At 69.8% G+C, this 14,062-nt stretch carries 15 protein-coding genes; 7 read left to right on the top strand and 8 right to left on the bottom strand.

Going from position 1 to position 14,062, the window contains the following annotated elements; translation table 11 throughout:
* The first annotated feature begins 12 nt into the window (after nt 1-12).
* Entirely contained in the window at nt 13-810 is a 798-nt protein-coding gene (locus Q0Z83_RS10605) for a GNAT family N-acetyltransferase (RefSeq protein WP_317793677.1), read from the top strand.
* Here Q0Z83_RS10605 and Q0Z83_RS10600 read toward each other — a convergent pair.
* Nucleotides 799-1,152: a hypothetical protein gene (locus Q0Z83_RS10600; RefSeq protein WP_317793676.1), complete on the bottom strand. Its 354-nt coding sequence runs from the start codon at nt 1,150-1,152 to the stop codon at nt 799-801. The genes Q0Z83_RS10605 and Q0Z83_RS10600 overlap by 12 nt on opposite strands.
* A 67-nt stretch (nt 1,153-1,219) precedes the next feature.
* Between Q0Z83_RS10600 and Q0Z83_RS10595 the strand changes: the two genes are divergently transcribed.
* Genes Q0Z83_RS10595 through Q0Z83_RS10585 form a run of 3 tightly spaced genes read left to right on the top strand, consistent with a single transcriptional unit; the run spans nt 1,220 to nt 4,310 of the window.
* Nucleotides 1,220-1,543 (top strand): STAS domain-containing protein, encoded by a 324-nt coding sequence (locus Q0Z83_RS10595; RefSeq protein WP_317793675.1) that lies wholly within the window; start codon nt 1,220-1,222, stop codon nt 1,541-1,543.
* A 39-nt stretch (nt 1,544-1,582) separates the two neighbouring features.
* Nucleotides 1,583-2,113, top strand: coding sequence for a DUF504 domain-containing protein (locus Q0Z83_RS10590; RefSeq protein WP_317793674.1), 531 nt, complete (start codon nt 1,583-1,585; stop codon nt 2,111-2,113).
* Complete coding sequence (locus tag Q0Z83_RS10585; RefSeq protein ID WP_317797063.1) at nt 2,088-4,310, top strand: poly(A) polymerase; 2,223 nt, start codon at nt 2,088-2,090, stop codon at nt 4,308-4,310. Before Q0Z83_RS10590 ends, Q0Z83_RS10585 begins: the two co-directional genes overlap by 26 nt.
* Nucleotides 4,311-4,322: 12 nt before the next feature.
* Here Q0Z83_RS10585 and Q0Z83_RS10580 read toward each other — a convergent pair whose 3' ends face one another.
* The 4 genes from Q0Z83_RS10580 to Q0Z83_RS10565 form a co-directional block, all read right to left on the bottom strand.
* Nucleotides 4,323-5,060 (bottom strand): hypothetical protein, encoded by a 738-nt coding sequence (locus Q0Z83_RS10580; protein WP_317793673.1) that lies wholly within the window; start codon nt 5,058-5,060, stop codon nt 4,323-4,325.
* Complete coding sequence (locus Q0Z83_RS10575; RefSeq protein ID WP_317793672.1) at nt 5,053-5,565, bottom strand: SigE family RNA polymerase sigma factor; 513 nt, start codon at nt 5,563-5,565, stop codon at nt 5,053-5,055. The genes Q0Z83_RS10580 and Q0Z83_RS10575 overlap by 8 nt, the downstream gene beginning before the upstream one ends.
* Nucleotides 5,566-5,578: 13 nt before the next feature.
* Nucleotides 5,579-6,232 (bottom strand): hypothetical protein, encoded by a 654-nt coding sequence (locus Q0Z83_RS10570; RefSeq protein ID WP_317793671.1) that lies wholly within the window; start codon nt 6,230-6,232, stop codon nt 5,579-5,581.
* Nucleotides 6,233-6,324: 92 nt separating this feature from the next.
* Nucleotides 6,325-7,377 (bottom strand): glycoside hydrolase family 43 protein, encoded by a 1,053-nt coding sequence (locus Q0Z83_RS10565; protein WP_317793670.1) that lies wholly within the window; start codon nt 7,375-7,377, stop codon nt 6,325-6,327.
* Nucleotides 7,378-7,583: 206 nt separating this feature from the next.
* Here Q0Z83_RS10565 and Q0Z83_RS10560 point away from each other — a divergent pair, with 206 nt between their 5' ends.
* Nucleotides 7,584-8,303: a hypothetical protein gene (locus Q0Z83_RS10560; RefSeq protein WP_317793669.1), complete on the top strand. Its 720-nt coding sequence runs from the start codon at nt 7,584-7,586 to the stop codon at nt 8,301-8,303.
* Between the two features lie 32 nt (nt 8,304-8,335).
* Here Q0Z83_RS10560 and Q0Z83_RS10555 read toward each other — a convergent pair whose 3' ends face one another.
* A complete protein-coding gene (locus Q0Z83_RS10555; RefSeq protein ID WP_317793668.1) occupies nt 8,336-8,704 on the bottom strand; it encodes a hypothetical protein in 369 nt (122 codons plus the stop codon).
* Nucleotides 8,705-8,928: 224 nt separating this feature from the next.
* Here Q0Z83_RS10555 and Q0Z83_RS10550 point away from each other — a divergent pair, with 224 nt between their 5' ends.
* Complete coding sequence (locus tag Q0Z83_RS10550; protein WP_317793667.1) at nt 8,929-10,611, top strand: caspase family protein; 1,683 nt, start codon at nt 8,929-8,931, stop codon at nt 10,609-10,611.
* Between the two features lie 180 nt (nt 10,612-10,791).
* Here Q0Z83_RS10550 and Q0Z83_RS10545 read toward each other — a convergent pair whose 3' ends face one another.
* Both Q0Z83_RS10545 and Q0Z83_RS10540 read right to left on the bottom strand, forming a co-directional pair.
* On the bottom strand, nt 10,792-11,145 hold the full coding sequence (locus Q0Z83_RS10545) for a pectinesterase family protein (RefSeq protein ID WP_317793666.1): 354 nt from the start codon (nt 11,143-11,145) through the stop codon (nt 10,792-10,794).
* Nucleotides 11,146-11,362: 217 nt separating this feature from the next.
* Nucleotides 11,363-13,054 carry a cellulose binding domain-containing protein gene (locus Q0Z83_RS10540; protein WP_317793665.1) on the bottom strand — a complete coding sequence of 564 codons (1,692 nt, stop codon included), beginning with the start codon at nt 13,052-13,054 and terminating at the stop codon, nt 11,363-11,365.
* A 296-nt stretch (nt 13,055-13,350) separates the two neighbouring features.
* Between Q0Z83_RS10540 and Q0Z83_RS10535 the strand changes: the two genes are divergently transcribed.
* On the top strand, nt 13,351-14,058 hold the full coding sequence (locus tag Q0Z83_RS10535; protein WP_317793664.1) for an Ltp family lipoprotein: 708 nt from the start codon (nt 13,351-13,353) through the stop codon (nt 14,056-14,058).
* Nucleotides 14,059-14,062: the final 4 nt, after the last annotated feature.

Raw genomic sequence — 14,062 nt, 5'->3', positions numbered from 1 at the left:
ACGATGTGGACCATGGTCGACACCGCCGCACTGCTGGACGCCTACGACGAACGCATGCGCATGCCGGGCGGGGCGATCCCACCCGGCACCACCCACGAGCACGACGGACCCCTGGTACGGATCGTCGGCCCGCACATGGGCCGGATCCGGGCACCCCGCGACGTCGGCGTCACCGGCTCCGAGTTGGACCTTCTGATCGCCCGCCAGCGTGACTACTTCCAGGCCCGGGGCCAGGCCGTCGAATGGAAGCTCAGGGGACACGACCTGCCCGCCGACCTGCCCGAACGGCTGACCGCGGCCGGATTCACACCCGAACGGCCGTCGACGGTGCTGATCGGATTCGCCGACCGCGCCGCCGCCGAACCGGTCCTGCCCGACGGCGTCGTGCTCCGCCGCACCACCGACCCCGACGACCTGCGCCGCATCGCCGACCAGCAGACCGAGGTGTGGGGCTTCGACTGCTCCTGGCTCACCGACGTGCTCGCCTCCCGGATCGCCGCCGACCCCGATCAGATCGCGATCTTCGTCGCCGAGGCCGGCGACCGGCTCGCCTGCACCGCCTGGATGATGTACCAGCCGGGCACCGAGTTCGTCGCGCTGCTCGGCGGAACCACCCTCCCGGAGTGGCAGGGCCGGGGCCTCTATCGGGCGATGATCGCGGTCCGCGCCCGCGAGGCGGCCGACCACGGATATCGGCTGCTGCACGTCGACGCCTCCGCGGACAGCGCGCCCATCCTGCGACGCTGCGGCTTCCACGAGATCACCACATCCGTGCACTACCAGTGGACGCCACCGGACTCAGCGGCCTGACCCGAACGGCAGGATGTCCACACCATCCTCAGGCAGGTTCGCCCAGTCGGGTTCCGGCACGCCACACTGCCCGGACAACTCCCGCACAGCCTCGGCGAAACCCTCCGCGTCGTCGGCGATCTCGAAGAACTCGCCGTAGCTCAGGTCGATGACCAGGCACGCCTGCGGCGGCCGCTCCGGATCCCAGTGCACCTTCATCAGACTGATCCGGGAGATCTCGTCCCAGGTCTGCTCGACGACCGACGTCGAACCGGGACTGACCACGTTGCCGAAGACCGACAACCACGGCTCGGTCACCGTCGTCAGGGTGATGACGTCCACGCCGACCTCGATCCGTTGCACCGGCGCATCGTACGCAACCGGCGGCCCCCGACGGGCGGAGCGAGTGGATCACCGATACGGTCGGGGTATGTCCGGCAGCGCTTTGATCATGTATGAGACCGGCAGCGATGGCGTCACCCTGCGTGCCGCGCTGGCCGGTGAACTGGACCTGGCCGACGCCGATGAGGTTCGTGACAACCTCGCGGCGGCGGCACAGGCGTCCACCTACCGGTTTCTGCAGATCGACGTCTCCGCGGTGGAGCTGATCGACTCGTACGCGTTAGGTGCCCTGGTCAGTGTCCGCAACGCGGCCGCGGCCGCCGGAGTGACGGTCACGCTGGTCAACCCGTCGTCGCCGGTGCTCAAGGCGATTCAGGTGACCGGGCTGGCCGAGGTGTTCGGGCTGGATTAACCGGGTGCGGGCGGCCCGGCCGGGCGTTACGGTTCGGCGATGCGTACCAGTGAGGAGATCTATCACCGGGTGCGCTGGGATTCCCGGCTGGACCCGGCCCGGTTCGTGTTCGGCGTCGACGTCCGCGGGGCCGAGGCCAAACGCGTGCCGCTGCCGGCGTTCGTGCCGGGCGGTGACATTCCGTGGCATCGAATCGTGTACATCGAGGCCGACGGTGAACGGGTGTGGGACCGCGCCACCGGTGTGGACCTGATCGGATCCTCGGCGGCCGGGCGGGTCCGGGTGCAGCGGCGGCTGGGTGCGCCGTTCTTCACCGCTCGCACCCCGCACTCCTGGCAGCACGGCCGTTGGGCGCCGATCACCCCGGTCTCCGCTGCTCCGGGCGGCGCGCTGCGGATTCTCACCTGGAACACACTGTGGGACCGCTACGACGCCGACCTGATCCACACCGCCCGGCGACGGCCGCTGCTCGTCGCCGAACTCGAACGGGCCGACGCCGACGTGATCGCCCCTCCAGGAGGTCGAGCGGCCACTTCTCGACCTCCTGCTCGCCGCCGACTGGGTCCGTGACCACTACACGCTGTGCACGGATCCGGCCGGCCGGGACGTCGACGACAGCGGGATGCTGCTTCTCAGCCGGGTTCCGGTGCTGGAGTCGGGGCGGCACGTGCTCGGGCCGTACAAGCAGGTCACCGCGATCACCGTGGCCGGGCCGACGGTGGTGGCCACGGTTCACCTGACCAGCGATCATTCCGTCGACGGGCCGGGGCGGCGCGACGCCGAACTCGCCGAACTCGCCACCGGACTGGCCGGTCTGGACGTGCCCGTCGTACTGGTCGGCGACTTCAACGACGGCGGGGACAGGCCGACCCGGCGGCTCGGGCTGCGCGACGCCTGGGTCGAGACGCACGGCCCGGACGACCGGACCGCCACCTTCGACCCGGTCCGGAACCCGCTCGCGGCGGTCGGTTCGCTCACCGGGCGCGCGGCACGGCTCGACCGGGTGTTGCTCCGCGGTGCGGAACTGACCGTGCTCTCGGCGGGGCTGGCCGGCGACGTACCCCATGATGATCTTTTTGCCTCTGATCATTTCGGGGTCGTCGCCGACCTGGCGGTCGGTGCGGCTGCGGCCTCCGGTCCGCGCCCGACGGCCCGGACCGCGCTCGCGTGGCTGCCGCCCCGGCGTCTGTGGCCCGCGGTGCAGGAGGTCCGGCGCACGCTCGATCCGCAGTTCGACAGGTGGCCGCCGCACGCCAACGTGCTTTTCGGCTTCCTGCCGGAAGCCGATTTCGAGGACGCCGCGTCACTTCTGGCAGGCGCGGCGGCCGAGGTCTCCCCGTTCGAGGCAGACCTTTCGGGGGTACGGACATTCGCGCACCGTGACGACGCGACGGTCTGGCTCGACCCGGCCGCCGCCGGCCCGGAGCCGTGGGTGGCCCTGCACCGAGCGCTGCAGCAACGGTTCCCGCAGTGCCGGGGCCGCGCCGAGGGTTACACACCACACCTGACTCTCGGCCGCACCGCCGGACCGGTCACCGCTCGTATCGCTCCGACGTCCGCTCGCGTGGACCGGCTGGTCCTGCTGTCCCGCCGCGGTGACGAACCGATGCAGCCCCGGGCGGAACTGCTGCTGGGCACCGGCGAGTTGCGCTGGCTCCCCGACCCGCAGGCCGGGGCGGCCCGTCCCGAACCGTCCGCGGTCACCGCCTCCGCAATGCTCGACTCGTTGCGGACGGTGCTGCCGGAGGCGGTCGTCCACCCGGCCGGGTCGCGGCGGCTCGGCTGTGATCTGCCCGGCGCCGACCTCGACCTGGTGGCCGTCCTCTCCGGCGAGGCCGACGTCGATGATCTGCACCGGCGGGTGTCCGGTGCGGTCGGGGCCGAGTGGTCGGTGCGGCCGGTGACCGGTGCCCGGGTGCCCGGCCTGCGGCTGTCCGGTGGCGGGCTCGACGTCGACGTGGTGTGTGTCGGTTCCGGTGGGCTGCCGGTGGCCGAGGCGGTACGGCGCCGGACCGAACTGGACGAGCCGTCGGCGATCGCGTTGAGTGCCGTCTCGGATGCCGAAGCCGTCCTCGCCGCGGCGCCCGGCTCTGTCGAGCTGGCTCGTGCGGTCAAGGCCTGGGCGCGGGTGCGCGGGCTGGATTCGGCGCCGTTCGGTGGGCTGCCCGGGCTGGCCTGGGTGGTGCTGGCCGCCCGGACCTCGCTGGACGCCGGTGACCTGCCCCCGGCTGAGCTGCTGCGGCACTTCTTCGCCACCTGGGCGGCATGGGACTGGGCTCAGCCGGTCAGCCTCACCGGCGATGTCACGGCGCCCGTCGGGGCGTACCCCATGACGATCTTGACGCCGTCGGCGCCGATCCGCAGTTGCACCGGTCAGGTCGGCGCGGATCTGCGCGACCTGGTCGTCGAGGAGCTGTACCAGTCATGGGAGGGGCGACCGGCGACGCCACCGCACCGCCGGCACCGGGCCTGGGCGGTGCTCACCGTGGAACCCGTCCCCGGCGAGCCGTTCGAGGAGACGATCGGCCGGTTCCGGGGCCGGGTACGGGCGCTGCTGACCGCCTTGGAAGAGGGCGGCGTCGAGGGCGCGCATGCATGGCCGCGCCCGTTCACGACCGGCCCGACGCTGCGCTCGTATGCGGTGGGCCTCGGCCGCCGCCCACCCCCGGCCGCCGCCCTGTCCACGATCCTGTCCGGCTGGCTCGCGGCCGTGCCCGGAGTCCGCGCCGACCTTGTCGACGGCGGCGCCGTACCCACCCTGCGCTGATCGCCTCGCCGGTCAGCGGTTGAAGGGGAGGGTCTGCAGGCCGGTTCGGCCGGAGGCGGTTGCCGGGACCAGGCCGTTGTCGCCGACCCTCATGTCGCCGTCCGGGCCCTGAAGGTTGATCTGGCCGGAGTCGCCGGCCGGGATCACCTTCCACGTCTGGGCGGGGTCGCCGTCGCGGCACGGCTGCAGGGCCAGCGGGACACCTGTCGTGTCCGTCACGCACCAGCCCGGACGGGCGACCGGCACGATGATCACCCGGTCGTCCGCCTTCACGGGGGCCGGTAGCAACGACATCTCGGTGGACTCGTCGCGGGTCGTGCCGGTGAAGTCGACGACGTCGTTCGGGCCGACGGCCAGCCACAGGTCGCCGGCGTCGTCGGGTACGTCGATCAGGACGCCGGTCTCCAGGTCGACACCGAGCTCCCGCAGGCGGCTGAGGTCTGACTTGACAGTGCTGCTCCTGGATGGGGCGACCGACGACCGCGGCGGGCCGGACGGCGAGGGTGACAGCGACGACGACGGGGTGGGTGTGGCGGCCGGTGGGTTCGGATCGGGACTCGGGCCCTGGGACAGGACCGCGCCGAGCCCGGCCGCGGTGAGCAGGACGGCGGCGAAGGCGGCGCCGGTCGTCCGGTTGCGGCGGCGACGGTCGCCGCGTCGGCGGATCTCCGCGGACGGGGTGAGGGCGGCGTTGTGCTGGAGGTGTTCGGCGTACGACTCCAGGTCCTGTTGGATGCGATCGTCAGACATCGCGGTGCTCCCGGCCCGTGTCGAGGGTGTCGCTGTCGGTCAGGTGGGCGGCCAGCGCCCGGCGGCCGCGGGCCAGCCAGGTGGTGACCGTCCCGGCCGGGATGCCGGTCTCCTGGTGGATCTCGGCCACGCCCAGTCCGGCGATGTGGTGCAGGACGATCACCCGTCGCTGGTCGGCGGGGATCTTACGGAGTGCGGCGACGATCGCCACGTGGTCCGGGTTGAGGGCGTCGACCCGTTGGTCGGTGGTGGCGCGCCGGTGGGCGTGCAGCCGGTTGACGGCCTTGCGCCAGGTGCTCACGGCTTGGCGGTACGCGACCTGGCGTACCCAGGCCTCGGGGTTCTCGTATTCGCTGATCTTCGACCATCGGTTCCAGGCGCGCAGGTACGCCTCGGAGACGGCGTCCTCGGCCTCGGCCCGGCTGCCGACCATCATGGTGATCTGGGCGAGCACGCGACGGGAGGACATCGCGTAGAAGGCGTCGAAGTCCTCCGTGTCGCGCAAGTGTCGCTCCAGCTCAGTTGGCGTAGAGGATGGTCTGGAGGCCGGTGCGGCCGGTACCACTCGTAGTGATCTTGCCGTTGTGGACGCGGATCACACCGTACATCCCGTGGAGTTCGAATTGTCCCGAGTCGCCTGCCGGGACCATGGTGAAGATCTGCTGCTTCCGCTTGGTGTCGCAGGTCTCCAGCTTGAGCGGCGCGCCCTTGGTGTCCGCGACGCAGTAGCCGGAGCCGAGGTCCTCGTTGTAGAACGGCGGTTTGATCAGCACCTTGTTCTTGGCGCTGACCGGGGCCGGGGCCAGGAACATCATGGTGTTGTCGGTGCGCGCGGCGCCGGTGAAGTCGACGCCGTTCGCACCGATGTTCAGCCAGCGGTCGACCCCGTCGTCGGCGACGTCGATCAGGACGCTCTTCTGGACGTCGATGCCGAGCTTCTTGAGCTGACTGAGGTCCGATACCGGAGCCTTGGCCGCGGTCTTCGCCCCGGCCTCCGCCGTCGCCTTCGCCCCGGTCTCCGCCGTCGCTGTCGCCTTCGCCCCGGCCGAAGCCGGCGCCGGAGCTGAAGCAGGGGCCTTGGCCGCGGCCGGCTCCTTCGGCGCGGGGGTGCCGTTAGCGCAGGCCGAGAGGGTGACGGCGCTCAGCAAGGCGCCGAAGACCAGGTAACGCATGAGGGGTACTCCTTCGTGGGGGCGTGTCCTGCGATTCGCGATGGACACGCCCCACCCGGACCCCTGATTTCACCGGGAAGATAACGAAAAGGTCACTCGAAGAACTTGAGCCCGAACCCGGTGCTCGTGGTCGCCCCGGGCACGTTGGCCCGCCGATAGGTGACACTCCCCCACCAGACGGCCGTCCCGGTGTACCAGTACCGGTTGGCCCACGAGTACGGCGTGCCCTTGGCGACCGCGTGGTACATGGTCGGGAACCGGTTTCCGGACGGCGGGCTGGCGGCGATGTCGCCGCGGTCCAGGACGAACGTGTGGTGCCCGGGCCCGTCGGCGTAGAGCGTCGGGTCCCACCCGGCCATCATCTCGGAGGCGTTCGAGCCGAACAGGCAGCCGTTGCTCTTGTACCAGTCCCAGACGTAGGACGGGTCCCCACCGGCTCGCAGCCGCAGGTCAGCCAGGCAGTACCGGCTGCTCCAGCTGCCGTTCGCGGAGTACACGATGTGCAGTTGCCCGTTCGGGTCGAGGATCGGTTCGGGCGCCTCGTTGATGTACGGGTTGCCGACCACCCTCTCCCAGGATTCCCGGGGCTGGGAGATCACGTACCGGGCGCCGGTGGCCGCGGTGGGGCTGCTCATCCGGGCGAGGTAGAGGTTCTGTTCGACGTTGGTGTCACCGGCCCAGCCGGACCAGACGAACCAGCGCTGCCCCTGGTAGGTGAACGGCACCCCGTCGATGGCCCACTTGTCGTTGGGCAGGGCCACCTTGGTCGCCGCCGAGTAGCCGCCGTCCGGGCCGGTCGAGCTGATGTGGTACATCCGGTGGGCGGCGCCGGTGCCGGCCGCGAAGTAGATCCGGTACTGGCCGTCGTGGTGGACGATCTCCGGCGCCCAGACCTCACCGAGTCCCGCGGTGTCCCGCCAGACCTGCTTCTTCGGGGCGGTCGCGATGCCTTCCAGGGTGGTGGCGGTGCGGACCGCGATCCCGCCGTCGACGGATTTGGCGGAGACGTACAGCCCGTTGACCTTGATGACGCTGGGGTCGGCGCCACCGAGGGTGGTGCGGGCGGCCGAGGACGGTTGCCCGATCGCGAGAGCACTGACGACGGCGACGACCAGTGACGCGGCCAGCCGGCGGGGACGAGGCATGGGGGTCCCTCCTTCGATGCATTTCAATTTAGGAAACCTAACTGAAAAAGCTTTGAACCGGGAGGCACAGGCGAGCCGTACTCACCTTCGCAAGTGCAGGTGGGTACGGAAGGACGGCCGTGACGCGGGGGTACTCGGAGCAGCGTGTCTCTTTCGTCCGAGATCCGCACGGCGAAAAGCCCGCTTGGTCCGGATCCGGACCGGACATGTACCAGACCGACTGGTCGCCGAACCGCCGCCGCCGACGCCATCGCCGGGTCCGCCGGACCGGCCGCACCGTGTCGATCCTGCTGGTCGTGAGCGCCGCCGTCGGTGGCGCCATGACCGTCGGCCTCAGCCAGCAGCAGACCGGCGTGCCGGTGACCACCAGCGCCGCACTCGAACCCCGGGCCGACGCTCCGGCCCCGGCCAACCGCAACAAGGTACGCGTGACCCCGAAGCCGTCCGCGTCGGTCGCGTCCCGTACCGCCACGCCGAAGTCGACCCGCCCGCCGGAGCCGGTGGCCGGCCTCAACCGGACACAGATGAACAACGCCGCGGTGATCGTGCAGGTCGGTCGGGAACTCGACCTCCCCCGCCGGGCGATGCTGGTGGCGATGATGACCGGGCTACAGGAGTCCAGCCTGCGCAACCTGGCCAACCCGACCGTCCCCGGCTCGCTCGACCGACCCAACGAGGGCGACGGCAGCAACTTCGACTCGCTCGGCATCTTCCAGCAGCGGCCCAGTCAGGGCTGGGGCACGGTGTCACAGTTGATGACGCCGCGATACGCCACCAAGGCCTTCTACCAGAAGCTGCTCACCATCGCCGACTGGGAGGAGAAGACCCTCGGCGACGCGGCCCAGGCCGTACAGCGGTCGGCGCTTCCGGACGCCTACGCCGACCACGAGGACCGGGCGGTGAAGGTCGTCGACGCCCTGCTGTGAGGAGCCGGACGAATGGCTCTACCGTGCAGTTCTCATCCGGCCCTTACGGCTCTGACAAACTCGTCGACGAGCTGATCCTGCTGAGCCAGGGTCGCATCGGAGAGCCGCAGGACCTTGTCGCCGACCGTGATCTCCACCGACCGCGGGGTCCGGCGGCCCGAGCCGACCCAGTTGCGCATCGCGATGACCGCCTGGTTGATCGCATCCGCCGATGTACCCAGCGTGACAAGAAAGGCGCCGACTCCGGCCAGGTCCACACCGCGGCTCCCCGCCGGCGCCTCCCCCGCACGTAACGGCCGCACGTCGTCGACTCCCAGATCGAGCAGTTCGGTTCGGACCCCGTCGGACAGGTACTGAAGCCGTTCGGCGTCGGCGTCGGTCTCGCTCACAGTGATCGTCATCTGCATGTGTCGTCCTAGCGTCCGCAATGGGTGACTGACCGGAGGAAAACGGCCGTCGCGCTCTTGCGCGGCTGACATCGATAGTGAACCAATAACGACGGGCGAACGCCATGAGTCGACCTCGGCCGGAGTGCCGGGATGACAGAGCCCGACCGGAGGCACGGCAGCACCGGTCCGCCGCGGGTTGACGAACGCTGTCGCCGTAGGCAAGGGGGAACATCGTCATGAGCAAACGGCGGCTGGCTCTCGTGGTAGCGGTCGACCACTACGGCGATGCTGCGCTGAACCAACTCGCCTCGCCCGCCGCCGACGCCGAGGCTCTGGTCACCGTCCTGGGCGATCAAGAACTCGGCCGCTTCGAGGTCGACGTTCTGCGTAACAGCCATTCGTGGACGATCTGTCAGCACATCGAGGAACTGCTCACCAACCGGCATCCCACCGACCTGGTTCTACTTCACTTCTCCTGCCACGGGTTGAAAGACGTCACCGGAGAGCTCTACCTCGCTGCAACCAACACTCGGCCTGATCTACTCGGTTCGACTGCCGTCGAGGCCGCCTGGGTCAACCGGATGATGCAGCGCAGTCGCGCTCGGCGGGTGGTCCTGTTTCTGGATTGTTGCTACGGCGGCGCCTTTGAACGAGGTGTGGTCGCTCGCAGCGGAGACGACATCGACGTCGGAGACCAGTTCCGGCAGGACACCCTCGGCGAGGGCCAAGGCCGAGTGGTGATCACCGCTTCGACGGCAATGGAGTATGCCTTCGAAGGTGCGACGCTGACCGATGGCGGATCGGCGGAGCCGTCCGTGTTCACCGGCGCGGTGGTGGAAGGCATCAGAAGCGGCGACGCCGACCACGACCGGGACGGCCGCGTATCGGTCGGCGAACTGTACGACTTCGTCTACGACCGTGTCCGGGAGCGCACGTCCCATCAGACGCCGGTCAAATGGGAGTTCGGCGTACGAGGCGAAATGTACATGTCCCGGACACCGCGTCCGCGAACTCAGTCCGGCGACGTGGCATCCGAGCCGACCGAGCTTGCTCGGCACCAGACGCCGTCCAGACGCCTGATGGCCGTGCACCAGCTGGCGGTGATCGCAAAAGGCGAGGATCTCGCGAAAGCCGCGGCAGCCCGGGTCACTCTGCAGCAGATGATCGATGACGACAGCCGTGCGGTCAGCACCTCCGCCGCGGCCGCGGTGAGTGAAACAAGATTGCGCCTTGCCACCGACGCCGTCGACTTCGGCCGGGTGGCAGCCGGCCAGGAACCGGCCACATGCGAGGTGGCGGTGTTCGGCGGCCCGCTCGCCCAATCTTCAACGGTGACGGCGGACGAGCCGCTGCAGGCATGGATCACCGGGGCGGCGCTACACCTCAGGTGGTCAGCCCCTGCGCCCGGAAACTTTGACGGGTTCGTGACGCTGCGCGGGCCGGCCGGTACGGCCCACCTCAGAGTCACCGGCCGGGCGAGCGAGCACCTCCCGCCCGCGCTCGATCCGAGGAAACCGCCTGCGGCGGAGGATCACGGAACGACAGTGCCGGAGCGAGGTGGCCGGAAGATCAAACGGTTCATCCCAGCCGGGCTGGAGGGGAGAACGGCGAGACTCTACTTCTGGGTCTTCACCACCGTGCTCGGTCTGATCATCGTCATCGTGGCGGTGGTGCTCGCGACCTTTCCCGGCCTCATTCTGCGGCCATTCGACTCGGCTCCTCGGACAGTCGACGTAGGTGACTGCATCAGACGGGCCGGCGATCAAGCGGTCGAGGCGTCCTGCACTGACGAAGGAGCGTTCAAGGTGGTCTCCATCGTCGACTCCAAGGACCAGTGCACCGACCCGGTTCAGCCATACCTGATCGACCACACGGAAAGCGGTCAGGACCGAGTGCTCTGCCTGACCACCGACATCTGACGAGGAGGCGATCGGGCTGTTCCGGGCGTCCGGCGACCGGTCCCACGAGGCGGCGACGTGGGACGGCTCGGCGACCACCCACCGGGCGGCCGGTGACGATCAGGCCGCGTTACGGGCAGGGCACGCCGCGATCCAGCTCTTCGGTCGGGCCCGCGCCGGTGGACGACGCGGGCCCGGGGTTCAGGCGATCGGGTTCCAGCCGTCGGAGCCGGCCAGGTACTTCTGCGGGGTGTACGTGGCGGCCTGCGCGTCGGTCAACTGCGGGCGGTTGCCGATGACCGACGCACCGGCGCCGGTGTTGCGGTACTCGAAGAAGCGGGCATTCTTGCAGGTCGCGTCGCCCATGTCGGTCCACGGCTGGGCGGGCTTGATCGTGGCGCTCAGGTTGGACTCGCGATAGACCTCGTGCGCGCTCTGCGCCCACGGACGGCCCAGCGTCGTCACGTTGGCCCCGGTCCCGTCGGCCGCGACCGTCGGCGCGACTGCGGGCGGCAGCGCGGTCGGGGCCGGGGTGGTCGGGCTCGTGGTGGGCACGGTGCCGCCGCTGCAGGCTGTGCCGTTCAGCGTGAACGCGGTCGGGGCCGGGTTGCCGCCGGCGGCGGTGAATCCGCCGGTCCGCTGTTAGCTCACCATGTAGGTGACCTGACATCCGGCGGCGGCGCGAGCGGTGGCCGAGAAGGCCCACGATACGACAACGAAGACACCGGCAAGGGCGAGGACCGTTTGGTCGTACGCGCGAAGTCGCTCTTCTCTATGCGCCGGAACAGGTGACGGCGGGTGAGGTGGCCGTGCCGGTCGCGGTGAAGCCGAACGTGGTCGAGCCGCCGGCGGCGAGCGAGCCGTTGTAGCTCGCGTTGGTCACCGTGGCCGTGCCTCCGCCGGCGCTGAGGTTGCCGTTCCAGACCTGGCTGATCGCCTGCCCGGTGCCGAGCGTCCACGAGGCGGCCCAGCCGGTGACGGCCGCACCACCGGCCGTCACGGTCACCTCGCCCTGGAAGCCGCCGTCCCATGAGTTGGTCGTCCGGTAGCTCGCGGTGCAGGCTCCACCCGCCGGAGGCGCGGAGGTCGACGGGGTCGGCGTCGTGCCGCCCTGAGCGGCGAAGTCGAGGTACTCCTCGATGTTGCGGTAGCCGTCGCCGTCCAGGTCGCCGTTGTGGTCGGCGGTGTTCGGGTTCAGGCCGTTCGCGCTCTCCCAGGTGTCGGGCATGCCGTCCCGGTCGGTGTCCCAGCCGCTCGGGCTGTTCACCTGGGCGGCGTTCCACAGGTTGTTCCACTCGGTGCTGTTCGGATCGTCGATCACCGCGCCGCTGGTGCTGCGGGTCTCGCTGATCACCCGGGTGTCGACGGCGTCCCGTGCCCACCAGAACGCGCCGGAGTTGTTCAGCACCCGGGTCAGGGCCGCGCCCGCCGACTCGTTCGTCATGTTCGGGACGTTCAACCGGGACGATAGGTGGGTCGGCACGCCGGTGAACCGGTCCCACCCGATGTCGACGCCGTTGGTCAGGTTCGCGTCGCCGTCGTAGTCGGCGCGGTTCCCGGAGATGTAGGCGCTGGTCCCGGTCGCTCCGGTGTAGACCTCCGGGTTGCCGGCGTTGTGCCGCAGGTAGGTGTTGCCGACGAAGTTGGCGTTGGCGAGCTGGTTGTCGCCGCTGTAGCCCTTGCCCTCGAAGACGACGTTGTTGCTCCACTCCACGTTGTTCACCGCGCCGGTCTCGTTGCCGAGGCGGGGCAGGCGGCTGAGGTGGTGGGCGAACAGGTTGTGGTGGTAGGCGACGTTCGATCCGGTCACGTCGCTGCCGATCAGTGCGCCGTAACTGTGGCCCTTGTAGTCGAGTCCGTCGGAGACCACCGCGTACTGCACGGTGACCTGCCCGGCGCCGTCGCTGGTGCTGATGCCCTCGTCGTCGTGCCAGCTGACCGAGACGTGGTCGACGATGACGTTGTCGCCGGTGATCCAGATGCCGTCGTTGGTGGCGTTCTCCGGATTGGCCTGGTCCTTGCCAGGCCGGAACTTCAGGTGCCGGAGCACGATGTTCTTGCCGGTGACCTTGGTGGCCTGGCCCATGATCGTGATGCCGGGTTTCGGCGCGGTCTGCCCGGCGATGGTCAGGTTGCTCGCGTTGATGCCGAGCCAGCCCTGCCGGCCGACGGGCGACAGTCTGATCGTGCCGGCGACGTCGAAGACGATCGTCCGTCCGCTGCTCGGGGCGGTGGTGATCCCGTAACGCAGCGATCCGGCGGCCGGGCTCGTCGCGTTGTCGGTCAGGTTGGTGACGTGGTAGACGTCGCCACCCCGGCCGCCGGTGGCGTACATCGCCGGGCCGGCCGCGCCGGGGAAGGCGGCTACGGCCGCGGCCTCGGCGGGCGGTCCGGTCAGGACCACGGCGGCGACGGCGAGGACTCCGGCGGCCGCCACGGCCAGGATGCTTCGGGTGGGGGACATGCGGGGGAACCTTTCGTCGGGGAACGCTCCCATTGCTCTGCAGATGCACGAAGCCCCCGGAGATAACACTTATTCAAGCGATAGACGTCGATGCCGCCCTTTTCCAGGAGCGGCGCCGCCGGGCCGGAGGTCAGTGCGGAGTAGCCGATCGACTGCGGATGGTGTCCGAGTCTCGATCGACCACTGACTGGTGGGTGCGGCGAACCACCCGAACGACCCAAACGTTCTGAGCTGCTGTTTCGTTTAAATGATCTTGAAGTTCAGCACGCAAGATCTGTTTGTCGCGAAGGAGCATGATGTCCCACCCCGGCCAGCCGTTCGACCCCAACGGTTCCGTCCCGCAGCCGCCGCCGGGCTGGTCACCGCCGCCGCCCGGATACCAGCCGCCGCCCGGGTTCCAGCCGCCACCCGGGGCGCAGGGGATGCCCGGCCAGCCGATCCCGCCCGCCTACGCGGGCTACCCGCCGCCGGTCATGACGCCGCCGAAAAAGAAGAACGGCGGAAAGATCCTGCTCGCGATCGTGGGTGGGTTCGCCGGACTCTGCATCATCGGCGCGATCGCCTCGGCCGGCAGCGACGACGACCCCACCACCACGAACAAGGCCGCCGCAGCGGCGACGACCGCGGCCACCACCACGACGACGGCGGAACCGGCGGCCGAGGCGACCACCGAGAGCACCAAGCCGGAGCCGCCCGCCGAACCCACCAAGAAGCTGACCGTCTCGCAGGAGAACGCCGTCGAGAAGGCGGAAAGCTACCTGTCGTTCTCCGCCTTCTCCCGGACCGGGCTGATCAAGCAGCTCAAGTTCGAAGGCTTCAACACCGCGGACGCCACGTTCGGTGTGGACGCGCAGAAGGCGAACTGGAACGAGCAGGCCGCCAAGAAGGCCGCCGAGTACCTCGAGTTCACCTCGTTCTCCCGCTCCGGCCTGATCAAGCAGCTGAAGTTCGAGGGGTTCACCACCGCGCAGGCCACCTACGGCGCCAAGAAGGCCGGTCTGTAACCCG

Origin of the sequence: Actinoplanes sichuanensis, from assembly GCF_033097365.1 — a bacterium.
Taxonomy (GTDB): domain Bacteria; phylum Actinomycetota; class Actinomycetes; order Mycobacteriales; family Micromonosporaceae; genus Actinoplanes; species Actinoplanes sichuanensis.
The sequence above is the reverse complement of the archived record's forward strand: the minus strand, read 5'-3'. Positions and strand labels throughout refer to the sequence as shown.

Bases quoted from the DNA above. Each gene is read 5' to 3' on its own strand.
- Q0Z83_RS10540 (WP_317793665.1), bottom strand. From the start codon at position 13,054: ATGTCCCCCACCCGAAGCATCCTGGCCGTGGCGGCCGCCGGAGTCCTC.
- Q0Z83_RS10560 (WP_317793669.1), top strand. From the start codon at position 7,584: ATGTACCAGACCGACTGGTCGCCGAACCGCCGCCGCCGACGCCATCGC.
- Q0Z83_RS10580 (WP_317793673.1), bottom strand. From the start codon at position 5,060: ATGTCTGACGATCGCATCCAACAGGACCTGGAGTCGTACGCCGAACAC.
- Q0Z83_RS10555 (WP_317793668.1), bottom strand. From the start codon at position 8,704: ATGACGATCACTGTGAGCGAGACCGACGCCGACGCCGAACGGCTTCAG.
- Q0Z83_RS10605 (WP_317793677.1), top strand. From the start codon at position 13: ATGGTCGACACCGCCGCACTGCTGGACGCCTACGACGAACGCATGCGC.
- Q0Z83_RS10590 (WP_317793674.1), top strand. From the start codon at position 1,583: ATGCGTACCAGTGAGGAGATCTATCACCGGGTGCGCTGGGATTCCCGG.
- Q0Z83_RS10570 (WP_317793671.1), bottom strand. From the start codon at position 6,232: ATGCGTTACCTGGTCTTCGGCGCCTTGCTGAGCGCCGTCACCCTCTCG.
- Q0Z83_RS10595 (WP_317793675.1), top strand. From the start codon at position 1,220: ATGTCCGGCAGCGCTTTGATCATGTATGAGACCGGCAGCGATGGCGTC.
- Q0Z83_RS10535 (WP_317793664.1), top strand. From the start codon at position 13,351: ATGTCCCACCCCGGCCAGCCGTTCGACCCCAACGGTTCCGTCCCGCAG.
- Q0Z83_RS10550 (WP_317793667.1), top strand. From the start codon at position 8,929: ATGAGCAAACGGCGGCTGGCTCTCGTGGTAGCGGTCGACCACTACGGC.
- Q0Z83_RS10565 (WP_317793670.1), bottom strand. From the start codon at position 7,377: ATGCCTCGTCCCCGCCGGCTGGCCGCGTCACTGGTCGTCGCCGTCGTC.